The sequence below is a fragment of the Paenibacillus xylanexedens genome (assembly GCF_017874615.1).
In the GTDB taxonomy this organism is placed as follows: Bacteria; Bacillota; Bacilli; order Paenibacillales; family Paenibacillaceae; genus Paenibacillus; species Paenibacillus xylanexedens.
The window spans coordinates 42,467-61,727 of record NZ_JAGIKV010000012.1 but is presented as its reverse complement, the minus strand read 5'-3'; the positions used below and the strand labels follow the sequence as shown (position 1 = coordinate 61,727).

The following is a 19,261-nucleotide window of genomic DNA, read 5'->3' as shown; positions in this document are numbered from 1 at the left end:
CTACCTAGAAATATATTCTCCGGTTTGGAGCGAAGGCCAATGAAGCAATCCACATCTAATATTAATACCTCCGAGGTAATTATTGTAGTTATCAATTCAATACTCGGAGCTGGAATTCTAACACTCCCTCGCACAATTAGTAAAGCAGTAGGGACACCAGATGTATGGATTTCTGTCATTTTATCAGGATTAATTGTAACCACAATCAGCATCCTCCTTGTAACCTTGTGTCGTAGATTCCCCGGTAAAACGGTATTCGAATTTATACCCGAAATCACAGGTCAGTGGATTGCTTATCTATTGGGACTTTTAATTATCGTGTATTTTGTTGTTCTTTGTTCATTCGAAGTTAGAGTCATGGCCGAAATTACAAGTATGTACATCCTTGAGCGTACGCCTACTTGGGTCACCATTATGGTCAGTTTGTGGATTGGTATTTATATGTTAACGGGTGGCCTTAAGGTCATCATCCGGGTCTTTTCAATCGTGTTGCCCGTTACGCTCGTATTGTTAGCGCTGGTTTTCCTTTTAAGTACTAAAATGTTTGAAATCAATAATCTCAGACCGCTCCTAGGCGATGGATTCATGCCTGTGTTGAAAGGTCTTAAACCTTCGTGTCTCTCCTATTCTGGATATGAAGTTTTACTCATCATCACAGCTTACATGGTGGACGTGAAAGCAAGCAATAAAGCTGCTATATACAGCATACTTAGTTGTACGATCATATATTTGGTCACGATTGTTACCGTTGTAGGAAACTTATCTTTGCCAGGAATTCAAACACGAATGTGGCCGACGTTCGACATGGTTCGAAGTTTTGAAATTGAGGGGTTTCTTTTTGAGCGATATGAATCGCTGTTCATTGTGTTTTGGCTGATGCAGATCTTTGCAACCTATGCTTTTAAACACTATTTTGCGGCAATCGGGATCCGAGATTTGTTTCGTCTCAAAAATATTACGAGCATACAATTCGCGATGTTGCCAGTCTTGTATGTAATTGCTTACTTGCCTAAAAACCTGGAGGAAACGTTAGCTTTGGGTGATTTTCTTGGCAATATGTCCATTTTTTTATTTGGCTTGTTACCACTGCTACTGCTGATCATTAGTTTTGTTCGTAAAAAAGGCGGGAAGCAGGCTTCTAGTGAAGCACTTAAGGCAAGCTGAATGTTTGGTTCTTATTGTATGTAGACAGTAAAAAAGAAAAAAAGCCGCTAAAATAGCGACTCTAATGGGAGTATATTTTCTTCATTATTTATTAATTTATTATCCAACAATTATTAATTCCATATACAGCAAGCTAATAATAATGTCGAGTTTACGATATGTGTCCAATAACTTCTGGTAATACTCTTTCATATTCCTTATACAAGACATAACGATTAACACCTCTGGAAGAGTTAAGTGCTTCAAGAGCGTGATGGATAGCGATATCGCGGTTTTCTGCTTTGAGTTCAATACCCGCGAGCAATGTTGATCGCATCCACTGTTTTTTAATGAATTGAAGTCTTTCCCGCGCTCGATCCCTTTGCCCGTCCTCCAACAGTAGTACGGTTTCGTAATAAGTACGGTAGTCTGATAAGCCGATATGAGGTACAGCTTGTCGAATGGCAAACATATCCTTGCGATATAATCCGTAAGCTGCCTTGAACTGTGCTTGTGTTGTTCTTCGCTTATATTTCTGCATAATCTGCTCCATAACAAGTTCTGCCTCATCATCAAGTCTGTTCGCAAAAACATAAATAATGTAAGTCCCAGGTGTATTTTGCTGCTTGGATAAAAAGGACTCTAAGCGATCTATACGCTTTTCAAATACTAAAGGATAAAAAACATGTTTAATAAATGCGATAAGAATGGTAACGGAAACAACCCCCACGATCAGAACTGGGGAATATTCGTTTATTAGCATAAATAAGAAAAATATTAAAGCAACAAAATAAATCACGAATTCCCACCAAGATTTCCTCATATGTATCTCCTTCGAATAGAAAAATAACCAGCAAGTCTATATTATATCAAAATTAATCCCCCTTTTTGTATAATGTTAGGAAACAAAAATCACGAAGAATATTCTATCTGTCGCAAAATCAAGCCTGACTAGATTTACTGATACAACAAAAAAGCCGCTATATTAGCGACTTTCAGTTGAAATAATTGAATTTATTATTGTGCACTTAATAGTTCTTCAAAAGCTTTTATATTCGTGTCAAAATCAGGAACGGTTTGAGTTTCTTCAGCAGATTTAACCAGTTTTACAACTAAATCATTATAAGGTGACGCAATTCCCGTACCTTCTGCCCTGCTTGAAACAACCCCGTTAATATAATCAATCTCCGTTTTGCGGTTCTTCTCCAGATCTTGAAGCATGCTTGCTTTGAGCAGTCTGGAGGGCTCCATCACGTAACGTAATGTTTTCACCCGTTCAGGGATATCTTCTTCACTGTTCAGTTCGAGTGAAGCGATGTCGAATCCATTCATTTTAACCAAAGTGACCCCATTGGCGCGAGCAACTTTAATCGTCTCGTCCGCAATATGAGCTGCACTCACAATGCCGGTTTCATGATCGATAATGTCTCCGTATTCCCCATTCAATGCAGCCGATAAACCACTAAATGCATTGTTGATCAGCAATTTGGACCATTTGGTTCCAACCAGGTTATCGGAAATATGAGTTCCACCCACAAGGTCCAACACCGATTTTACGCGTTGAATTCGTTCGGTAATTTCACCATTTAATTCGCCAATCTGAAAAGCATACTGCTTAAATTGAGTGTACTCGGTAGTCAGACTTGACACACCAGGTTCAATGAACGTAGCGCCAAATTCAACGGAACCAGCAATGACACGTTTTTCACCCACGATGGACGCCACTTTTTCTTCCGGAATTCCGTTCTGCAAGGAACACACCATACTGTCTTCTTTCAAGAATGGAAGTAGTTCCTGAAGGATGGAATCGTTGTAGAGTTGTTTGGTTAAAAGTAACACGAGGTCATACTGTCCTGATTTTTGATCAGGAGTAATTGCTTTTACTTTGGCCTGGAACTCTGTGGTACCCGTCACTTTAGCACCCGTCTGATTTAAAGCATTTACATGTTCTTGATATGCATCAATTAACTCAACGTCCAGTCCACCATCCGCAAGATATGCGCCTACGATAGTTCCCAAGGATCCCGCGCCTACAATTGCAATTCTCATTTTATTTTTCCTCCTTATTTTTCCTCCTTATTTTTCTTCCAGGTAGTTATATACAGGTTGTGCAGCGTTTAAGGTTAGGTTGGTAAGGATATGAGAAGCGGACACCACTTCCAACACAGGCAGATCTGCAAGAGGTGCCAACGCATGTTCGAACAGTTGAAGTCGGGCAGGTCCTGTCCAAGCTTCCTTCACTTCGATGTCCGTAATTTGAGTACGGATCAGATCACATATTCTTAAATTCCCGCTATAGTCTGTAGCAATCTTAATCATAAAATTAGGTCGGCATATTTCACGTTTGGCGAACTCTTTATCCATCTCCACATGTTTATATCCCATCGTTGCCGTGGCTACACGCAACGATCCATAATCTAGTGTGCCAACAAGTGTATCCGAATCGGTATACAACTTGGGTGCGCCCAGCTTTTTCGGATAGGCCGTGAGCTCTCGACCACTCGCAATCGCGGGGAAATTGTCTACGTACATCGAATGCACATAATCACCTTCCTCCCCATTGAATTGCACAGGAATGACTTGTCCAGCTTCTGTATATGCACCCAGTCCAGAAACATCTGGCATCCACATCACTTCGAATTTAACCAAAGGTTCCGTAATTTCGAGAGGTTCTGGTACGGCTGCTCGTAAAGCTTTTTCATCGGTCCGGTAAATAATATTCAAATATTCACGATTCACGAATTTGTACGGTGGCATTGGATATGCCGGAGCTGTTAGGGGTGTATTCAGATTTTTAGCTATGTTATTCACATCGATTTTCATCAAAGACACCTACCTTATGTTTTGGTTCTATATAAGTTGAATTAAAGATTATTTACACTGACACTACGATGACAGAACAACCTTCCAATCGTTGTTATCCCCAGATTTTTCGATTCCCCTTCTAAAGGGGAAAATCCGGTGATAAAGGCGAACGCTTCGCTTTTTCAGGTTTTTTCTGTCCTCTCCGTTATTGTGTAAATGATTAGTTCAACTTATATAGTCAGGTTTTTGTTATTTAAAATTTGATCTGTATCTCATAAAAAAATTCTACATCAATATTTAAATTTAATATAATACATAATAAGTACTATATATATTTATCAGAATAAATAAGGAGTGCAGATAAATGGAATTGCTTCAGCTCAAATACTTTCAGACCGTTGCCTATACTGAACATATCTCCAAGGCAGCTGCGCAATTGAATATTGCTCAACCTTCTCTTAGCTTAACGATTAAAAGACTTGAGGATGAACTGGGTACCCCCTTATTCCACAGGAGAGGAAGAAACATTCAATTGAATTCCTCAGGTGAGATTTTATTGAAGCATGTAAACCGGATTTTTATTGAAATTGAAAATGCAGAGATGGAGATTAAAGCGGAGGAACAGCAAATATCCAATACGATCAGGATCTCGATTACGAATACCCGATTTCTCACTGGTCTCATTAGTGACTATATCAACGGTTCCCCTGAAACCAAGCTTCATCAGGGTATTGGGACCCGCAGTGAAATTATTACAGGTTTGAAGAAAGGTGACATGCATCTGGGCATTACCGGGCATCCGATTCAGGATGAGGAGATTGAGAGTGTTGTCCTTGTTGAAGAGGATATTGTTCTAGTTGTGCCAACAAATCATCAATACGGCGGAGAGACAAGCATCTCGTTAAGTGTTGTTGCAAATGAGCCCTTTATTTCCCTTGCCGATAATAAGGAGTACAGCCGGTTTACCACCATGCTCTGTGAAAAAGCAGGTTTCCTGCCCAATCATGCATTTGAGGTCGATTCTCATACCCTGCTTGAAATTATCAGGCTTAATCAGGGTGTGGCATTACTTCCTATCTCTGTATGTAGAGCACTGGGGTTACGTTATGTAAAAATTGCTGATGATTCAGCGATATATCCAATTAGCCTATCCTGGGTCAAACAAAAATGGTTATCTCCTGCTGTTGGAGAATTTCGTGATTTTATTACTTCGTACTATGAAGACCATGCTGGATTGTTTAAAGTGAAGTAGGATTTCTTGATACATGACAAACGATAAAAACAAAGACCACGTTAGTCCCATGGAAGGAGCCGACGCGGTCTTCTATCGTTATCGTTTCTTAGCTATACTGCAGTCTGTCCTTATACCAAACGTCCGGAATCATCTTACGCTCCAGTTCCAACAATTCATGGATGATCTTATCCGCGTCACTGATGGAACTCACGAGCGGGTCGGTGAGCATCGCCCTTCTCAGCTTCTCGTAGCTCTGTTCCAGAACAGCTTCAACTGTAAGCTCATGCGTATCCAGTACAATTTCTTGCATACCTCTTATTCCACGTGGCATCTCGCCTACATGAAGTGGTTTCGCCCCATCCATATCTACATCGCACAGTAGTTCCAGGAACGAATCGTTATTCATATTAGTTACCGCGCCTTGATTGAGCGTATTGATGAAGAACTTTTTGCCCAAGCTCCCCACCATATTCTCGATGATGTCAGTCGCATGATCTGGTCCGAAGGTGCTCATATAATCGGCAATCGGGATGTTCCCTGCAAGAAAGTCATCCACCTGACGCCACATTTCGTCGTGACGCTCATATCTGTCCTCTGTCTCCCAGATCGATAATGGCGGAATGGCGTCCGCAGTTTTGCCAAGACCCTGCCAATACCGAACGTATTCCTTCGTATGCGCCGTACAAGTAGGAATGATTCCGAAAATATCATACAGTTCATAGCTAATTGCATCGTTATACAGAGCTTTTGCGCCGCGATCACCACCGTTATTCTCATCACCTGCCATCTTACGCATGGCTTCTGCGATAGTGGGCATCACATTTGTTCCTTCATACTCGGCTTTGAGCAGCCAAGTGAAATGATTGACACCAGCGATACGAAAATCGAATTTCTGGTTGATCTCTTCAGTGAACTGGCTATTGTCTCCAATGATTCCGGCTCGTACAGCGTAATAGGCTTTTTTATGCGGCATATGATGACTATCGCACAGCGCAAATGATTTGAGCTTCGGTGCATAACGATGTAAAGCGATGCCGTGAACGGTAGACGGGTTAATATAATTGATCACCCACGCATCCGGACACAACTCCTCAATGTCTTTGGCGCATTCCATAATAACTGGCAGTTCCCGCATCGCGCGAAAGATTCCGCCCGGGCCAATCGTATCGCCGGAACACATGCGAATCCCATACTTTAGAGAAATCTGGCAGTCGATGCCCCGATATTTCACCGATTCTTCCGCAAAGCTGAGCACAACGAAGTCGGCTCCCGGTAGTACCTGTCTTCGGTCCACTGAACCCTCAATCTTTAGGGATACGTTGTTCTCCTTGGCGACCATTTCCGCTAGTTTTACCATTTTCGAGAGCCGTTCCTCGTCCGTATCCACCAAAGCCAGCGTTCCCTGATTCAAATATGGGGAGTGTACCATCTGCCAGATGGACTGACGACCGAAAAATAGGCTGCCCGCCCCAATAACAACTACCTTTGGATGCTGTGTACTTGTAGCATTCATCAATAACCCCTCCTCGTAACGATATAAGTTCATTATAGGTGAGTGAGCTGGAATCGGAATGTGTGATAGTTTTCAATACATGTCATATCGTACGATAGTTAACAAGAGATAAATCCTTTGTTATGATAGTGAAATATAAAGGATGTCATAAAGTCGAGAGGATTAGGTTGGATTAGATGCACACAGGAACTGTAAATATGAGTATAATCGACGAACTTTCGGAGTATATCACACTTCGCATGAGCTCTTATTTGGAACAAACGCATGACAGTAATTGGACGGAGCACAAGTCTCATTCCGATTATGATCTGTGGTTCATTACAGCAGGCTCCCTCAAGATTACCATCGATGGAATCGAGCATATGGCGGAAGCGGGTGACGTGGTGTTTTTTTATCCGGATATGCCCTATATTGCTTCCACGACCGGAGAGTTGTGCAGATTCGTATACATGCACTTTGATTTCAGCATCGCTGAGCAAAAGCGAATTCTCGGAGAGTTTCAACTCCCGGGCATTGTACCTGGCAATCTGATTCAAGAGGAATCAGCGCTGTTCACCTCGTCCTATCGAAGGTTCAAGAAGAGTAGCGGCGCTTCCGCCAGTCCACTTTACTTGAAAGCCTCTCTGCTTCTCGTCATCGCCAAAATTTTGGAATTACATAGGCAAGGGCTGTATCACGGTGAGTTTCTGAAAGACCGAAAACCGAGGAAGATCGAAGGAAGTCTGGAAGTTCTGCAGAACGTATTCCCATACGTGGATGCGAATCTGCATCGTGCCATCCGAGTTAACGAACTTGCCGCTATTGCCGGCGTCTCTGAGAAATATTTTATTTCGTTGTTCAAAAAAATTCTCGGTATTACACCGGGGCAATATATCAATCAGATCAAAATGAACCGGGCCAGAGACTATCTGTATGAGAAAAAATATACGATTCAGCAAATTGCCGGATTTCTGGGTTATCCCGACCCCTTTACGTTCTCCAAAGCATTCAAAAAATTTTACAACGTGCCCCCTTCCAAATTTGAATAAAATACCGCAGACAAACAAAGAGGCAACCGGTCCATCCGGCTGCCTCCCCAATTGATGAATCCTTGGTTATTCAGGGTTTAGTTTACGTACAGGTCCCTTCAGCGTCCCTCATACTCAAAAGGAGCTTCAGTGGAATACATCTCATGGAAAAATCCTTTATACGGTATATCCTCTTCCAGACATTTAATGAGATACAACAGTTCTTCGTTAGCTTCCGGTTCTTCGCCAGCACGCTGCATTTCCTCAAATTGACCTAGAATATTCTCCAAGAGAGTGACTTGAATAAATAAAGGCAGCTTCTCCAGCATCGAATCTTCGATCTTGGTTTCGGAAGTATATCCAGCGAGGGCGGTTTGGAAATAGTCATCCATGAACTGTTTGCGTTTATCCGCATTCGGCTCAAATTGAATCCAGCCGACGCCATGTGTCCATAGATCTGCCAGATCATACATATACCAACCGAAGCATGAATTATCAAAATCATACACGGTGATCTGACCGGTATCAAAATCGATCGAGTAATTCCCGTCATTATAATCAAAATGGATCATGCCGAATGTCTCTTGGTTTGTATCCAAACCTTCTAAGGTATTCAGAAGCTCAACCATCTTCTCCTTAAGCAGAGGAAATGATTCAGGTACCAGGTTATCGATATATTCACCGCTGTAATTGTCAATCAAATGATGCCGGCGATGGACGGGAGTGTACCCTTTCGATAGCTGATGCATTCTGCCCAGAACTTTACCGCTATTATAATAGTATTCGCTAAGTGGAACGCCTTCCCGGTACTGATAATGGTTCTCTACCAGCAACTTCCCTGTGGCCTTCACAAACATACAGATAAAGAACGTATGCTCACCATAAGTGACCTCTTCTAACAGATCGCCCTTTTTCGAGCTGACTAAATTCGAGACACTTGCACCGTGCTCAAACAGATACCGGACATACTCCAGTTCGGCAATGTAATCTTCCCGCCTTCTGTCAGGCAAAAAAGACACCCGTAGAATTAGCGATTCACGCCCCTCTTGCTCACAGGTGTAAACGACATTACGTCCACCCTCATGAGGCGGAATAAGCTGAATATTGTAACCCTCCAGATGAAACAGCTCGGGTACCAGCGTCAGTACATGTGTATTGCTGATATTAACAGCTTCGTTAAAATTAATAATAATCTCCTCCAGTAAACATTGTTTGGACGGTTTCCCGCTCTGCAATGTCCACAAAAGGAATCCCTATAACGCAAATATCCTTCTGTGAACCTAAAGCACAATCACCTTGTTAGACATTGAATTCACTCCTCTTGTTTGAATATCACAATTTTACATAATTATCCCTGATTTTACTAGTGTAAAATAAAGAACCGCCCATACGGGCGGCGTGTAAGAATTTTGTATAATCACAGGATTTCTCCATTAGATTCAATAACTTGTTTGTACCAGTAGAAGGAATCCTTGCGGGTTCTTTCCAATGAACCATTGCCGGCATTGTCTTGATCTACATAAATGAAACCATAACGTTTGCCCATTTCAGAAGTCGAGCAGCTAATGATATCGATAGGTCCCCAGCTAGTGAAACCCATCAATTCAACGCCGTCAGCGACAGCTTCTTTCATCTGTTCAATGTGGCTGCGCAAGTAATTGATGCGATAAGGGTCATGCACTGCCCCGTCCTCTTCCGGTGTGTCGATAGCACCCAGCCCGTTCTCAACGATGAAGAGCGGCATCCGGTAACGATCATACAATCGGTTCAGCGCGACGCGAAGACCAATTGGATCGATAGGCCATCCCCATTCGGTAGCTTTCAGATGCGGGTTTTTGATCTGACTGACCAGCATACCAGAGTTGCTGTTGTCATTGGGGTCATATTTTCCGATATACGTCATGTAATAACTGAAAGCAATAAAGTCCACGGTATTGTCCCGGATAATGGCATCGTCCTCAGGAGCTTTAACCAGTTCAATGCCGTTTTCCTCAAAATATCTTTGCATATAGGATGGGTATTCGCCTCGTGCCTGCACCTCTGGGTAGAACAGGTTCATCTGATCTTCCTTCAGCGTCTGCAGAACGTCCTCCGGTTTACTAGAAGCAGCATACGTTTCCAGACGGCAGATCATACAGCCGATTTGTGCATTCGGCATTTTCTCTTTTCCGCTTTTGACAGCCAGCGCACTAGCTACAAACTGATGATGCGTTGCCTGATAAGCCACTTGCTCCGGGTTTCCCTTGATTTTATCTTCCAGAATGCCGCCGCCAGTATACAGACTTGTCAGCATCATGTTCATTTCATTGAAGGTGATCCAGTATTTCACTTTGTCTTTGTAACGGTCGAACAGCGTATTGGCAAATTTCAGATACAGATCGATCATCTCGCGGCTTTCCCAGCCGTTGTATTTGCGGGTTAACTCTACGGGCATCTCGTAGTGAGAGATCGTTACGAGCGGCTCAATGCCGTATTTCAAGAGTTCGTCGAGCACGTTATCATAGAAGGCAAGACCAGCTTCATTGGGAACTGCTTCTTCTCCTGTTGGGAAGATCCGTGTCCACGCGATCGAAAGACGAAACACTTTGAAACCCATCTCTGCAAACAAGGCAATGTCTTCTTTGTAGCGATGATAGAAATCCACGCCGTTCCGTTTCGGGAAATATACGTTGGTGTTACCGCTCAGATATTCTTCCAATTGAACAGAATCCACGTCGAAGGTAAAATCCTTGCCATTGCGCTCCTCGTGAGGAACGAATGGAGCCATGTCTGAGGTAGAGAGTCCTTTGCCGTCTGCGTCATATGCACCTTCGAGCTGATTGGCAGCGGTAGCTCCGCCCCATAAAAATCCTTCAGGAAATGAGTGTTTAATTGTTTTTGTCATGTTATTTCTCTCCTTTTTTGTATGTGGTATGCATGAAGCTGTCAACGAACGGTGAGGAGAAGCAATTCATTCATTGGAATCACCCCCTTCACCTGAACAGGTACTACATCGAGGTAATCCGGCGTATTGGTTACAATGACTGGTGTCACAAGATCAATACCCGCACCCTGGATGCCATCCATATCAAATTCCAGAAGCAAATCACCCTTCTTCACTTCTTGTCCAGCAACAACCTTCACGTCAAAATATTTCCCTTTGAGCGACACACTGTTTAGTCCAACATGAATGAGAATGTCGATTCCACTGGATGAGGTCAGCATAATCGCATGTTTACTTTTGGCAACCAACGTGACCGTTCCGTCAAAAGGAGCTGTAACACGTCCATCCTGCGGACGAATGGCAATACCTTTCCCGGTCATTTCCTCGGCAAACGTTTGATCCGGAAGCTCTGCGAGCGGCACCAATTCACCAGTAAGCGGGCTGAACACCTCCCCTTTTTTATCCTCAATGGAATGTACTGTGACAGGTGTCACCGGTTCTTGAGAAAAGGCAGTGGCTGTATCCTGTTCCTTTTCGGTTAATGTTTGTATTGAGTCGGACACGGAGGAATTGCGTGCATTTGGCTCATCCCACTTGAGCAGCAAAGTCACCACGAAGGAAACGCTAAAGCTGATGCCAATTCCGATTAATGCATACCAGAAATTGGACATGCCACCATTCGGGCCAATGTATAACGGAAGTGAAAGCAATCCTGGTACAGCAAAACCGAAGCATTTCAGACCCACTGCGGTAATAAAGCCACCCCCTGCTGCTCCACCGATGAGTGAAGCGTAAAATGGTTTTTTTAGCTTCAAGGTGACACCGTACAGTGCAGGTTCAGTAATGCCAAGCAAAGCAGATATGCCACTGGATAAAGCAATGGATCTCATTCTTTTATCTTTGGTCTTGAGGAAAACAGCCGTGACTGCACCAGCCTGACTCATATTGGTTATCAGGTTGATCGGCAGCAAAAGCACGTCATATCCGAGTTTGCTCAGATTCTGCAATGTGCCCGGGAAGAATGCATAATGCATTCCCGTCATAACAATCAGAGGCATGAGGCCGCCAAGAATAATGCCGGTTAACGGACCCGAATGGGCAAAGAGCCAGGAAGTGCCCATTTCCAGATAGATGCCCATGTAATTCCCTAGGGGGCCAATCGCAATTAATAGAATCGGCACCGTGATGACTAGCACAATCATCGAGGTAAAGATGACTTTGACTGGACCGGGAATAAAACGATCCACCCAGCGATGTACATAACTCAGAAGCCACACACCCAGAATAATGGGAATAACGGACTGGGTGTAATTCACAATGGACACGGGCAGCGAGAGAAAACGAATCGGTTCAAGCTGGTTTGCCAGATACGCGTTCAGAATCGTAGGATACAATAAAGTTCCTGCAAGCGTCAGGGCGATATATTCATTCACTTTGAACTTTCGGGCTGATGATAGAGCCAGAAGGAATGGCAAGAAATAAAAGGCCGCATTTGCGATGGAAGACAGAACTTGATACTCACCGCTGTTCTCCTGTATCACTCCAAGTGTAACGAGCAGTGCCAGAATCCCTTTTAACATCCCGGTACCTACGATGGCAGGCAGAATCGGAGTGAAAATGCCGGAGATCGTATCCAAAACAGCATTAATCCCTTTAGAGCGTGGCGCGTCTGTTTCGGGCCTCGATATGCCACTCTGCTTCATCTGATTCTCGATCTGCTCATATACGGCTGCAACCTGGTTGCCAATTACCACCTGAAACTGATCGTTCTGAAACTGAGCGCCAAGCACACCATCAAGCGCTTTGATCTGTTCCAATTGAACTTTGTTTTGCTCTCGAACGTTGAAACGAAGCCGTGTGATGCAATGCCAGGCTTGGGTAATATTCTCTTGCCCTCCTGTTAACTGGATAATTTCTTTGGACAACTCCCGATGATTCATGTTGCTTCCTCCTTTTTTGGCGAAAAAAAAACCAAATGTAATACCGGCCCGCCGCAGATGCGGAGTCGGAAACATTTGGTGGTGCCTGATCGAATCAGTAACACTCCATATTCAATTCATATTGATGATGGTATAACTTCAAACAGGTTGTATGGAGATTAATCCGTATCGGTACGGGATGTCACTCTCTCGATGTGGATCATGAGATATACCATCTCATCGGGAGTAATCACGAATCCGCGTTGCTGCTCCATCGCCTCCTTTATTTTGAGTGCGCATTGGAAGCTGACAGGATATCGCTCCGACAATACATCATATAGAAATTGCTGATCTTTGAACGAGAGCACTTCCCTGTTCAACTGACGAACAATGAAGTATCTCAGATGGGTGATGAACCTGGAAAAATCAGCAGATTCCTGATTCAGTGCCATTCCAAAATGTTCTGTCATGATACCTAAAATGTCATTAATCATCTGTGTAATTTTAATCGTTTGGTTCATACTGCCCGACTCGAATTGTGAGTTCACGAAATGAAGGGCAATAGAGCTTGATTCACCAGATGGCAATGAGACTTGAAAAGCATCATTGATTTTTTGAACTGCCCATTCTCCGGCACGGTATTCGGCAGGATATAGATGGCGAATGTCCCAATGAAGCGGATTTTGCACATCCACGCCTTTTTTGAAACGATCCAGCGCAAAATGAATATGGTCCGCAAGTGTTAACAGGATCGAGTCATTCAGCTTTTTTCCGATCATCGTCTTGCCTTCTTCAATAATCTGATCCGTAATGTCAATGACTTGCAGTGGGATATCACTGAGAAATTGCTCAACTCGCTGATATTTATCATTTGAGCCGATTCGGAACATTTTCTGGATCTGGCTCTGCTCAATCGGCTGTCCTTTTACTTTTTTGAAGCCAACACCCGTTCCGATGACAATGACTTCGCAGCCTTCGGCGTCTTCCGCCAGTGCAATGTTGTTATTTAACGATTTTTTAAACCTCATGATGCAATCACCCCCAGTATGCAAAAAGCACCACCAATGTCCAATTCACAAGTAATAAACAAACTTGTGAAATCCAGACTTTGGTGGTGCCTGATCGAATCAGTGACACTCCTTATATAGCTGTATCTTATATCAGCTATGTAATCGTTGTCAATACCATTACTCTGGAATTGTTCTGCAGGTGGTTCATCGTGTAACTTTCCCTCTATAAATTGACATCAAAACGAAAATCCTATTCGTCTGGAGTTTTATTTTCCTGAGCATCATAATAGTATCGAATCAGAATATCCTGATCATAGTTGCCAAAACCTTTGCCAAACAGGGTGAGTCCGCCTCGGCCAGCTACGCCCTCTTCCGGCTTCAATCCAAAGGTCCAATAGGTGGATGCATCCAGCTTCAGGTCTTGAACGCGCACGTCCGAGATGCGCTGACCATCAATAAACGTGCCTTCCCCGTTAATACGCAGCATTTTCAATACACCATACTGGTTGACATCCAGCTTCCACCATAGTGGCGTATGTTTACCTTTCCGATCCCCGAAATCACCAGGGCTTGTCCAAGTACCGAGGTCATTGCCGTTAAGGGTAAAGCGAATATCAGAAGGCCAGTTTTCGTTCACCTTTGGCGCTTCCGAGCTTAATTCAAGGGAAATTTCAATCTCTCGAAGATGCTGATCATTATACAGATAATTGGGAATCTTATATTCAAGAAAACCTCGCGCCATCCAAAGGATTCCCGCGTTCACCCGATCCGGGTCCATAAAGCAGGCCGGTGTGTCGTACTGTCCAATCATTTGCGTAGTTGTCGCAATCCCGCAGGTCGGCCACGCTTCATAATCTGTATATTGACCTACCGGTATGGATATTTCATGGTAAGGAGCGTCAACAGGCTCTGGTGACAGGTTAATAGTCATGAACTCTCGTACGATAAAACAGTACTTATAGGTTCCGCCGTTCTCCCGTTTCATTCGGCTACCGACAATTCCGGCTTTTTGCAGCTTGCTGACATGTGTACTTACAATAGCTTTGCTCAGAAAAAGCTTTTGGGCAAGCGCATTGATATGCATTTCCCTGTTTTGTAGCAGCAGGCGCACAATGTTTAAACGGGCTTCACTTGCCAGTGCCTCGTAAATTAGCAATGAAGCTGCATCTGTCCCAAGCATCATGATGTTCACTTCCTTTTTTGAGTAAAATCGATCTATTTCAATTTCAGGATTCGTTATTTTGCGAACTCATAAAAATGAACTTGCTCAATATATAAGCATTATGGTACATATTAGATAACAAATCAATGAGTTGATTTTGCTTTTATGCGAACTCATCTTGAAATAAAGTTTCTTACAACCCTAAAATTAATTCTATGGAGGTTTTCCCATTGCTTACATCCAAAATGCTTATCGATAAAGACTTTCAGATTGCTGAAGTAGATCCGCGTGTCTATGGTTCATTTATAGAACATCTGGGACGGGCCGTATACGGCGGTATTTATGATCCAGGTCATCCTACGGCAGATGCTCAAGGTTTCCGTCAGGATGCCATTGAAGCGATCAAAGCACTGAACGTACCCATCGTTCGTTATCCGGGCGGCAATTTCGTATCCGGTTACAATTGGGAGGACGGCGTTGGTCCGATAGCCGAGCGTAAACGCAGACTTGAACTGGCATGGTGGACGATTGAAACGAATGCCGTTGGAACGAACGAATTTGCAGATTGGGCCAAACTGGTTGGAACCGAAGTGATGATGGCTGTAAATCTGGGTACTCGCGGCATTGATGCGGCCAGAAACCTGATCGAATACTGCAACCACCCATCTGGCACATACTGGAGTGATCTGCGTATCTCTCATGGTTACAAGGACCCGCATAAATTCAAAACGTGGTGTCTTGGTAACGAAATGGACGGACCATGGCAGATTGGTGCAATGACTGCATATGAATATGGCCGTATTGCCAATGAGACCGCTAAAGCGATGAAATGGGTAGACCCTGAGATCGAGCTTGTGGCCTGCGGCAGTTCCAGCCGTGACATGAGTACATTTGCAGATTGGGAAGCAACCGTACTGGATCTCACCTATGAAAATGTGGACTACTTGTCCCTGCATCAGTATTACAACAACAATAAAGACAACACGTATGACTTCCTGGCGACATCGCTGGATCTGGATCAATTTATTGATAGTGTGGCTTCAATCTGTGATTTTGTACAAGCCAAGAAACGCAGCAAAAAGAAATTAATGCTGTCTCTGGATGAATGGAATGTCTGGAAATCCATCGGCACAAGCCGTATGGAAGAACGGTGGCAGATTGCGCCTCCAGAGTTTGAAGATGTGTATACTCATGAAGATGCACTGGCTGTGGGCTGTTATCTGATTACCATACTCAAGCACGCCGATCGTGTAAAAATGGCTTGCCTTGCTCAGTTGATTAACACCATTGCACCAATCATGACAGAAAATAACGGAGCGATCTGGTTCCAGACGACGTATTTCCCGTTCATGCATGCATCCAACTTCGGTCGTGGTACGGTGTTGCGATCCATCACAACTTCACCTAAATATGATTCCAAAGACTTTACAGATGTGCCTTACCTTGAAGCGATCAGTGTGCATGATGAAGAGAACGGCACGATCACAATCTTTGCGGTGAACAGACATCTGGATGAGCAGTTGGAACTGAATGTGGATCTGCGTTCCTTCGGAGAAACCACATTTGTGGAGCATATCGTATTGGAGAACAACGACTTGAAAGCCACCAATACCAAAGAAAACCCACGTAACGTTGTTCCTCACAACGGTGGATATACAACGGTTGACCAAGGTAAAGTGCAAGCAGTCTTGAACAAAGCATCATGGAACGTGATTCGCCTCAAAACCAAACAGTCTTAAAGGCTTAATAAGAGCGGGATTGAATTCTCTCCTACTCTGCAACATCAGCATTGTTTTTCGCACCGCGTGCAGCTCCCTGCGCGCGGTGTTTTTTTGCTGTATGATGGCAAACGTCCGAACTACATAGTTCCAAAGTTAGATTTTAGACGCGTATTTGAAACCTCAGTTTTTATTCCTCGCAACGAACGAATTTAACGAACACAGGGAGTCTTATTTAACCCGTTTAGGGCGGATTCTAATTCTAACGAACACAGGAGAAGTTATGCTGCAGAATCAGCCCCTTTTCCACACTATATCTTACATTTTGCAGCAAATAGGGTGTGTCATGTTCGTTAGAATTTTAATGGCTTGATATTGACCCGGATAAGGTTTCTGAGGTTCGTTAGCACTGAGCAAGCATGCGAAATCGAGCTGGTTCGAACCTCATATACAGCATAAGCAAATAAGCCACCCTCCGTTTGGCGTACGGAGAGCAGCTTGCAGTTAAGCATCTAGCGAAGAAGCTGAAACAGAACAGATACGAAGATAAGGAACAGAACAGATCAGAAAGAGATCAGATCACCCAACATACTAGCAATGCTTCCTTCCCATTATGCAACGAAGGTTGTGTTCTATTTCACGATTTTCATTTCAAGTATTATCCTTGTTGTGCTTCCTCTTCACCTTCGGTTTCAGCCTGAGCTGCTTGGTTTGCTGGAGTCATCAGCCCTTGAACTGCACCCATAAATGGCTGAATCTGCTTAATCATGCCATACCCCATTTTGACCACAGGTGTAAACCGCTGGATCATGCCAAACAACCGCATGCCACCGCCTAACATACCTCCAATCGACCCTGCACCGCCAAAGCCACCTAACATTGAGCCTAGCATAGGCATGAAAGAGGATACCTGGGCTTGCCTAGACGTTGAGCGAGACATCGACCGGGATCGTACTTGCGACTTACGTGTGCTGTTCACCCGTTTACGGTTTCGAGAGGATGCTGTTTTTCTCGTAGCCCCTGCCTTAGGTTTGGTTTTGCGAGCACTGCCTTCAGATGAGGGTGCTGTGATTGCGGCCTGAGTAAGCTTTCCGCCCCCGGTAAGCACTACGCCTTCGCTGTTAACACCAGAGATGTACCCGACGTACGTCTCGCCATTATGAAGAGTCACGCAGACTGGGCGATCCTTGAGCCGTTTCACCCGGACGTGTATTTCATTGGTTTTAGCCATGGAATTCACCTCACTTGACTTGATCTACTTCAGTCTACGCAATGGGTGGACGACTTGCCTGTGCGAATAACACATCCGTGTGCCGAAAGCAGGAAGATTCTAACACGGCTCCTACCTCAGATATGCTCAATATACATCTCATTCAAAATATGACCCATACGATATGTGTGCTCTGCCAATTCAGATTTCACATATGATTCAATATCACTCTTTTCGATACTGTACAAGACCTCCATTTCTTTAGAAAAAAGAAGGTGTCCTTCATTGATTTTCTGCTCCAACGAGATTATCTGTTTGGGTTTCAGATCACCACCGAGCACCTGCTGAAGTGCTTGCACATATGTTTCAAGAGAACGCGCTCCGACAATTTTTATACCCTGATTCTCTTCATTCACAATGATAATTGATGGGAAACCTCTAACTCCCAAACCAGCGACACTCTCAAAGTCTTCCTCTAATAAATCTTGTGCAGATTGCTGTGCAGCCGCCTCAACCACTTCTTTTCCATTCAAGCCCAGTTGATCAACGATATCCGCCAGCACATCATCTTCTCCAATATTTCGATTAAATGCAAACACGGCTTCACGCGCACGTCTTAAGAAGTCCTGCTCTTTACCAGGGTGTGTACTCTGAATGACCTTAAATACGCGAGATGGCGGATAGGAAGAAAGTATTGGATTATCGTGCCATAAGGAACCGTCGATAGGCATGCGTGAATGCTCACCCACTTCCTTCCAATGCGCTGCAACGTCCGAAGGTTTCTGAATCCCGTTAGCGCCATCCGAGAAACCATTCCAGCTAGCCAGTAGCCCACCCATTTTAATTTGCAGCGTAAAATAATGGCCGTATTCCTCAACAAACCGATGAAGCACAGGCTCAAGCGCCCAACAGTGAGAGCAGATCGGATCTGTTGCGTAATATAGAGTTATCCTTTTCTCAACATGATTCAGATTGATTTCTTGCATCGCCTCTTCTTCGCTCACACCACATATGCCTGTTTCCAGATCACACATCATAGATTCGTTACTCACGTTTATCCCGCCTTTATATTGTCTTATGAATTGATTTTCTTGTGTTAGTTTGATTATAATGTCTACAATCTTCTGAACAAGTACGATTCTTTTTCTGACTTAGTATCAAAAAGTATACTATTGGAGGGTATCAAGTGAAATACGAGTTTAATTTCGATCAGTTATGTCCAGCGACTTATGCATTTCAGGTTATTGGAGGCAAGTGGAATCTTCCGATCCTGGCAATCCTCAGTGAAAATGACTGTATACGTTACAATGAATTAAAAAGAAGACTGCCTGGCATTACCGGAACGATGTTAACGAACTGTTTGAAGGATTTGATTCATTCCGGCATCGTGCATCGGGAGCAATATAACGAGGTGCCACCGAGAGTGGAGTATTCGCTCACAGAATCAGGCAAGGAATTGGTTCCTTTAATTGAATCCATGGTAATATGGGGTCAGAAAAATATGACAGCAGGCGTGAAGCAACAAGAACTATAATTCCTGGCCTAGTGTAACCCCTTATCATAGATGTTCATTTTTGAATCGCTCTGTACACTTTGTTCAACGACAAAAAGGCTATT

General features: G+C 43.7%; 16 protein-coding genes. 5 read left to right on the top strand and 11 right to left on the bottom strand.

The window, feature by feature from the left end; all coding sequences use genetic code 11:
* Window positions 1-39 precede the first annotated feature (39 nt).
* Window positions 40-1,164, top strand: a complete 1,125-nt coding sequence (locus J2Z28_RS16705) for a GerAB/ArcD/ProY family transporter (RefSeq protein ID WP_211083347.1) — start codon at window positions 40-42, stop codon at window positions 1,162-1,164.
* A 151-nt stretch (window positions 1,165-1,315) separates the two neighbouring features.
* On the opposite strand, the gene J2Z28_RS16700 is transcribed toward J2Z28_RS16705, so the two are convergent.
* The 3 genes from J2Z28_RS16700 to J2Z28_RS16690 all read right to left on the bottom strand — a co-directional run bounded on the left by J2Z28_RS16700 (window position 1,316) and on the right by J2Z28_RS16690 (window position 3,966).
* Complete coding sequence (locus J2Z28_RS16700; protein WP_211083346.1) at window positions 1,316-1,966, bottom strand: hypothetical protein; 651 nt, start codon at window positions 1,964-1,966, stop codon at window positions 1,316-1,318.
* Between the two features lie 194 nt (window positions 1,967-2,160).
* Complete coding sequence (locus tag J2Z28_RS16695; protein ID WP_211083345.1) at window positions 2,161-3,192, bottom strand: ketopantoate reductase family protein; 1,032 nt, start codon at window positions 3,190-3,192, stop codon at window positions 2,161-2,163.
* Window positions 3,193-3,219: 27 nt separating this feature from the next.
* Window positions 3,220-3,966, bottom strand: coding sequence for an acetoacetate decarboxylase (locus J2Z28_RS16690; protein WP_211083344.1), 747 nt, complete (start codon window positions 3,964-3,966; stop codon window positions 3,220-3,222).
* Between the two features lie 346 nt (window positions 3,967-4,312).
* On the opposite strand from J2Z28_RS16690, the gene J2Z28_RS16685 reads away from it, so the two are divergent.
* On the top strand, window positions 4,313-5,200 hold the full coding sequence (locus tag J2Z28_RS16685; protein WP_211083343.1) for a LysR family transcriptional regulator: 888 nt from the start codon (window positions 4,313-4,315) through the stop codon (window positions 5,198-5,200).
* Between the two features lie 88 nt (window positions 5,201-5,288).
* Here J2Z28_RS16685 and J2Z28_RS16680 read toward each other — a convergent pair whose 3' ends face one another.
* Entirely contained in the window at window positions 5,289-6,695 is a 1,407-nt protein-coding gene (locus tag J2Z28_RS16680) for a family 4 glycosyl hydrolase (protein ID WP_211083342.1), read from the bottom strand.
* A gap of 176 nt (window positions 6,696-6,871) precedes the next feature.
* On the opposite strand from J2Z28_RS16680, the gene J2Z28_RS16675 reads away from it, so the two are divergent.
* The gene (locus J2Z28_RS16675; RefSeq protein WP_211083341.1) at window positions 6,872-7,723 is read left to right on the top strand and encodes an AraC family transcriptional regulator; all 852 of its coding nucleotides are present in this window, start codon (window positions 6,872-6,874) and stop codon (window positions 7,721-7,723) included.
* 98 nt (window positions 7,724-7,821) lie between these two features.
* Here J2Z28_RS16675 and J2Z28_RS16670 read toward each other — a convergent pair whose 3' ends face one another.
* From J2Z28_RS16670 to J2Z28_RS16650, 5 genes are all read right to left on the bottom strand, one after another.
* The gene (locus tag J2Z28_RS16670; protein WP_244988344.1) at window positions 7,822-8,946 is read right to left on the bottom strand and encodes a phosphotransferase enzyme family protein; all 1,125 of its coding nucleotides are present in this window, start codon (window positions 8,944-8,946) and stop codon (window positions 7,822-7,824) included.
* A gap of 173 nt (window positions 8,947-9,119) precedes the next feature.
* On the bottom strand, window positions 9,120-10,586 hold the full coding sequence (locus J2Z28_RS16665; protein WP_211083340.1) for a glycoside hydrolase family 1 protein: 1,467 nt from the start codon (window positions 10,584-10,586) through the stop codon (window positions 9,120-9,122).
* Window positions 10,587-10,627: 41 nt separating this feature from the next.
* Window positions 10,628-12,565, bottom strand: coding sequence for a beta-glucoside-specific PTS transporter subunit IIABC (locus tag J2Z28_RS16660; RefSeq protein WP_211083339.1), 1,938 nt, complete (start codon window positions 12,563-12,565; stop codon window positions 10,628-10,630).
* 158 nt (window positions 12,566-12,723) lie between these two features.
* Window positions 12,724-13,572: a BglG family transcription antiterminator LicT gene (gene licT, locus J2Z28_RS16655; protein ID WP_211083338.1), complete on the bottom strand. Its 849-nt coding sequence runs from the start codon at window positions 13,570-13,572 to the stop codon at window positions 12,724-12,726.
* A 232-nt stretch (window positions 13,573-13,804) separates the two neighbouring features.
* Window positions 13,805-14,737, bottom strand: coding sequence for an ArsR/SmtB family transcription factor (locus J2Z28_RS16650; protein ID WP_211083337.1), 933 nt, complete (start codon window positions 14,735-14,737; stop codon window positions 13,805-13,807).
* A gap of 224 nt (window positions 14,738-14,961) precedes the next feature.
* Here J2Z28_RS16650 and arfA point away from each other — a divergent pair, with 224 nt between their 5' ends.
* Entirely contained in the window at window positions 14,962-16,455 is a 1,494-nt protein-coding gene (arfA, locus tag J2Z28_RS16645; RefSeq protein ID WP_280530835.1) for an arabinosylfuranosidase ArfA, read from the top strand.
* A 637-nt stretch (window positions 16,456-17,092) separates the two neighbouring features.
* Here arfA and J2Z28_RS16640 read toward each other — a convergent pair.
* Both J2Z28_RS16640 and J2Z28_RS16635 read right to left on the bottom strand, forming a co-directional pair.
* Window positions 17,093-17,665: a hypothetical protein gene (locus J2Z28_RS16640; protein WP_211083335.1), complete on the bottom strand. Its 573-nt coding sequence runs from the start codon at window positions 17,663-17,665 to the stop codon at window positions 17,093-17,095.
* A gap of 116 nt (window positions 17,666-17,781) precedes the next feature.
* Window positions 17,782-18,696: a DsbA family oxidoreductase gene (locus tag J2Z28_RS16635; protein WP_211083334.1), complete on the bottom strand. Its 915-nt coding sequence runs from the start codon at window positions 18,694-18,696 to the stop codon at window positions 17,782-17,784.
* A gap of 134 nt (window positions 18,697-18,830) precedes the next feature.
* Between J2Z28_RS16635 and J2Z28_RS16630 the strand changes: the two genes are divergently transcribed.
* Window positions 18,831-19,178 carry a winged helix-turn-helix transcriptional regulator gene (locus J2Z28_RS16630; RefSeq protein ID WP_076210744.1) on the top strand — a complete coding sequence of 116 codons (348 nt, stop codon included), beginning with the start codon at window positions 18,831-18,833 and terminating at the stop codon, window positions 19,176-19,178.
* Window positions 19,179-19,261: the final 83 nt, after the last annotated feature.

Coding starts and splice junctions, on each gene's coding strand:
- arfA (WP_280530835.1), top strand. CDS start 14,962: ATGCTTATCGATAAAGACTTTCAGATTGCTGAAGTAGATCCGCGTGTC.
- J2Z28_RS16650 (WP_211083337.1), bottom strand. CDS start 14,737: ATGATGCTTGGGACAGATGCAGCTTCATTGCTAATTTACGAGGCACTG.
- J2Z28_RS16685 (WP_211083343.1), top strand. CDS start 4,313: ATGGAATTGCTTCAGCTCAAATACTTTCAGACCGTTGCCTATACTGAA.
- J2Z28_RS16690 (WP_211083344.1), bottom strand. CDS start 3,966: ATGAAAATCGATGTGAATAACATAGCTAAAAATCTGAATACACCCCTA.
- J2Z28_RS16660 (WP_211083339.1), bottom strand. CDS start 12,565: ATGAATCATCGGGAGTTGTCCAAAGAAATTATCCAGTTAACAGGAGGG.
- licT (WP_211083338.1), bottom strand. CDS start 13,572: ATGAGGTTTAAAAAATCGTTAAATAACAACATTGCACTGGCGGAAGAC.
- J2Z28_RS16680 (WP_211083342.1), bottom strand. CDS start 6,695: ATGAATGCTACAAGTACACAGCATCCAAAGGTAGTTGTTATTGGGGCG.
- J2Z28_RS16700 (WP_211083346.1), bottom strand. CDS start 1,966: ATGAGGAAATCTTGGTGGGAATTCGTGATTTATTTTGTTGCTTTAATA.
- J2Z28_RS16705 (WP_211083347.1), top strand. CDS start 40: ATGAAGCAATCCACATCTAATATTAATACCTCCGAGGTAATTATTGTA.
- J2Z28_RS16695 (WP_211083345.1), bottom strand. CDS start 3,192: ATGAGAATTGCAATTGTAGGCGCGGGATCCTTGGGAACTATCGTAGGC.
- J2Z28_RS16665 (WP_211083340.1), bottom strand. CDS start 10,586: ATGACAAAAACAATTAAACACTCATTTCCTGAAGGATTTTTATGGGGC.
- J2Z28_RS16640 (WP_211083335.1), bottom strand. CDS start 17,665: ATGGCTAAAACCAATGAAATACACGTCCGGGTGAAACGGCTCAAGGAT.
- J2Z28_RS16675 (WP_211083341.1), top strand. CDS start 6,872: ATGCACACAGGAACTGTAAATATGAGTATAATCGACGAACTTTCGGAG.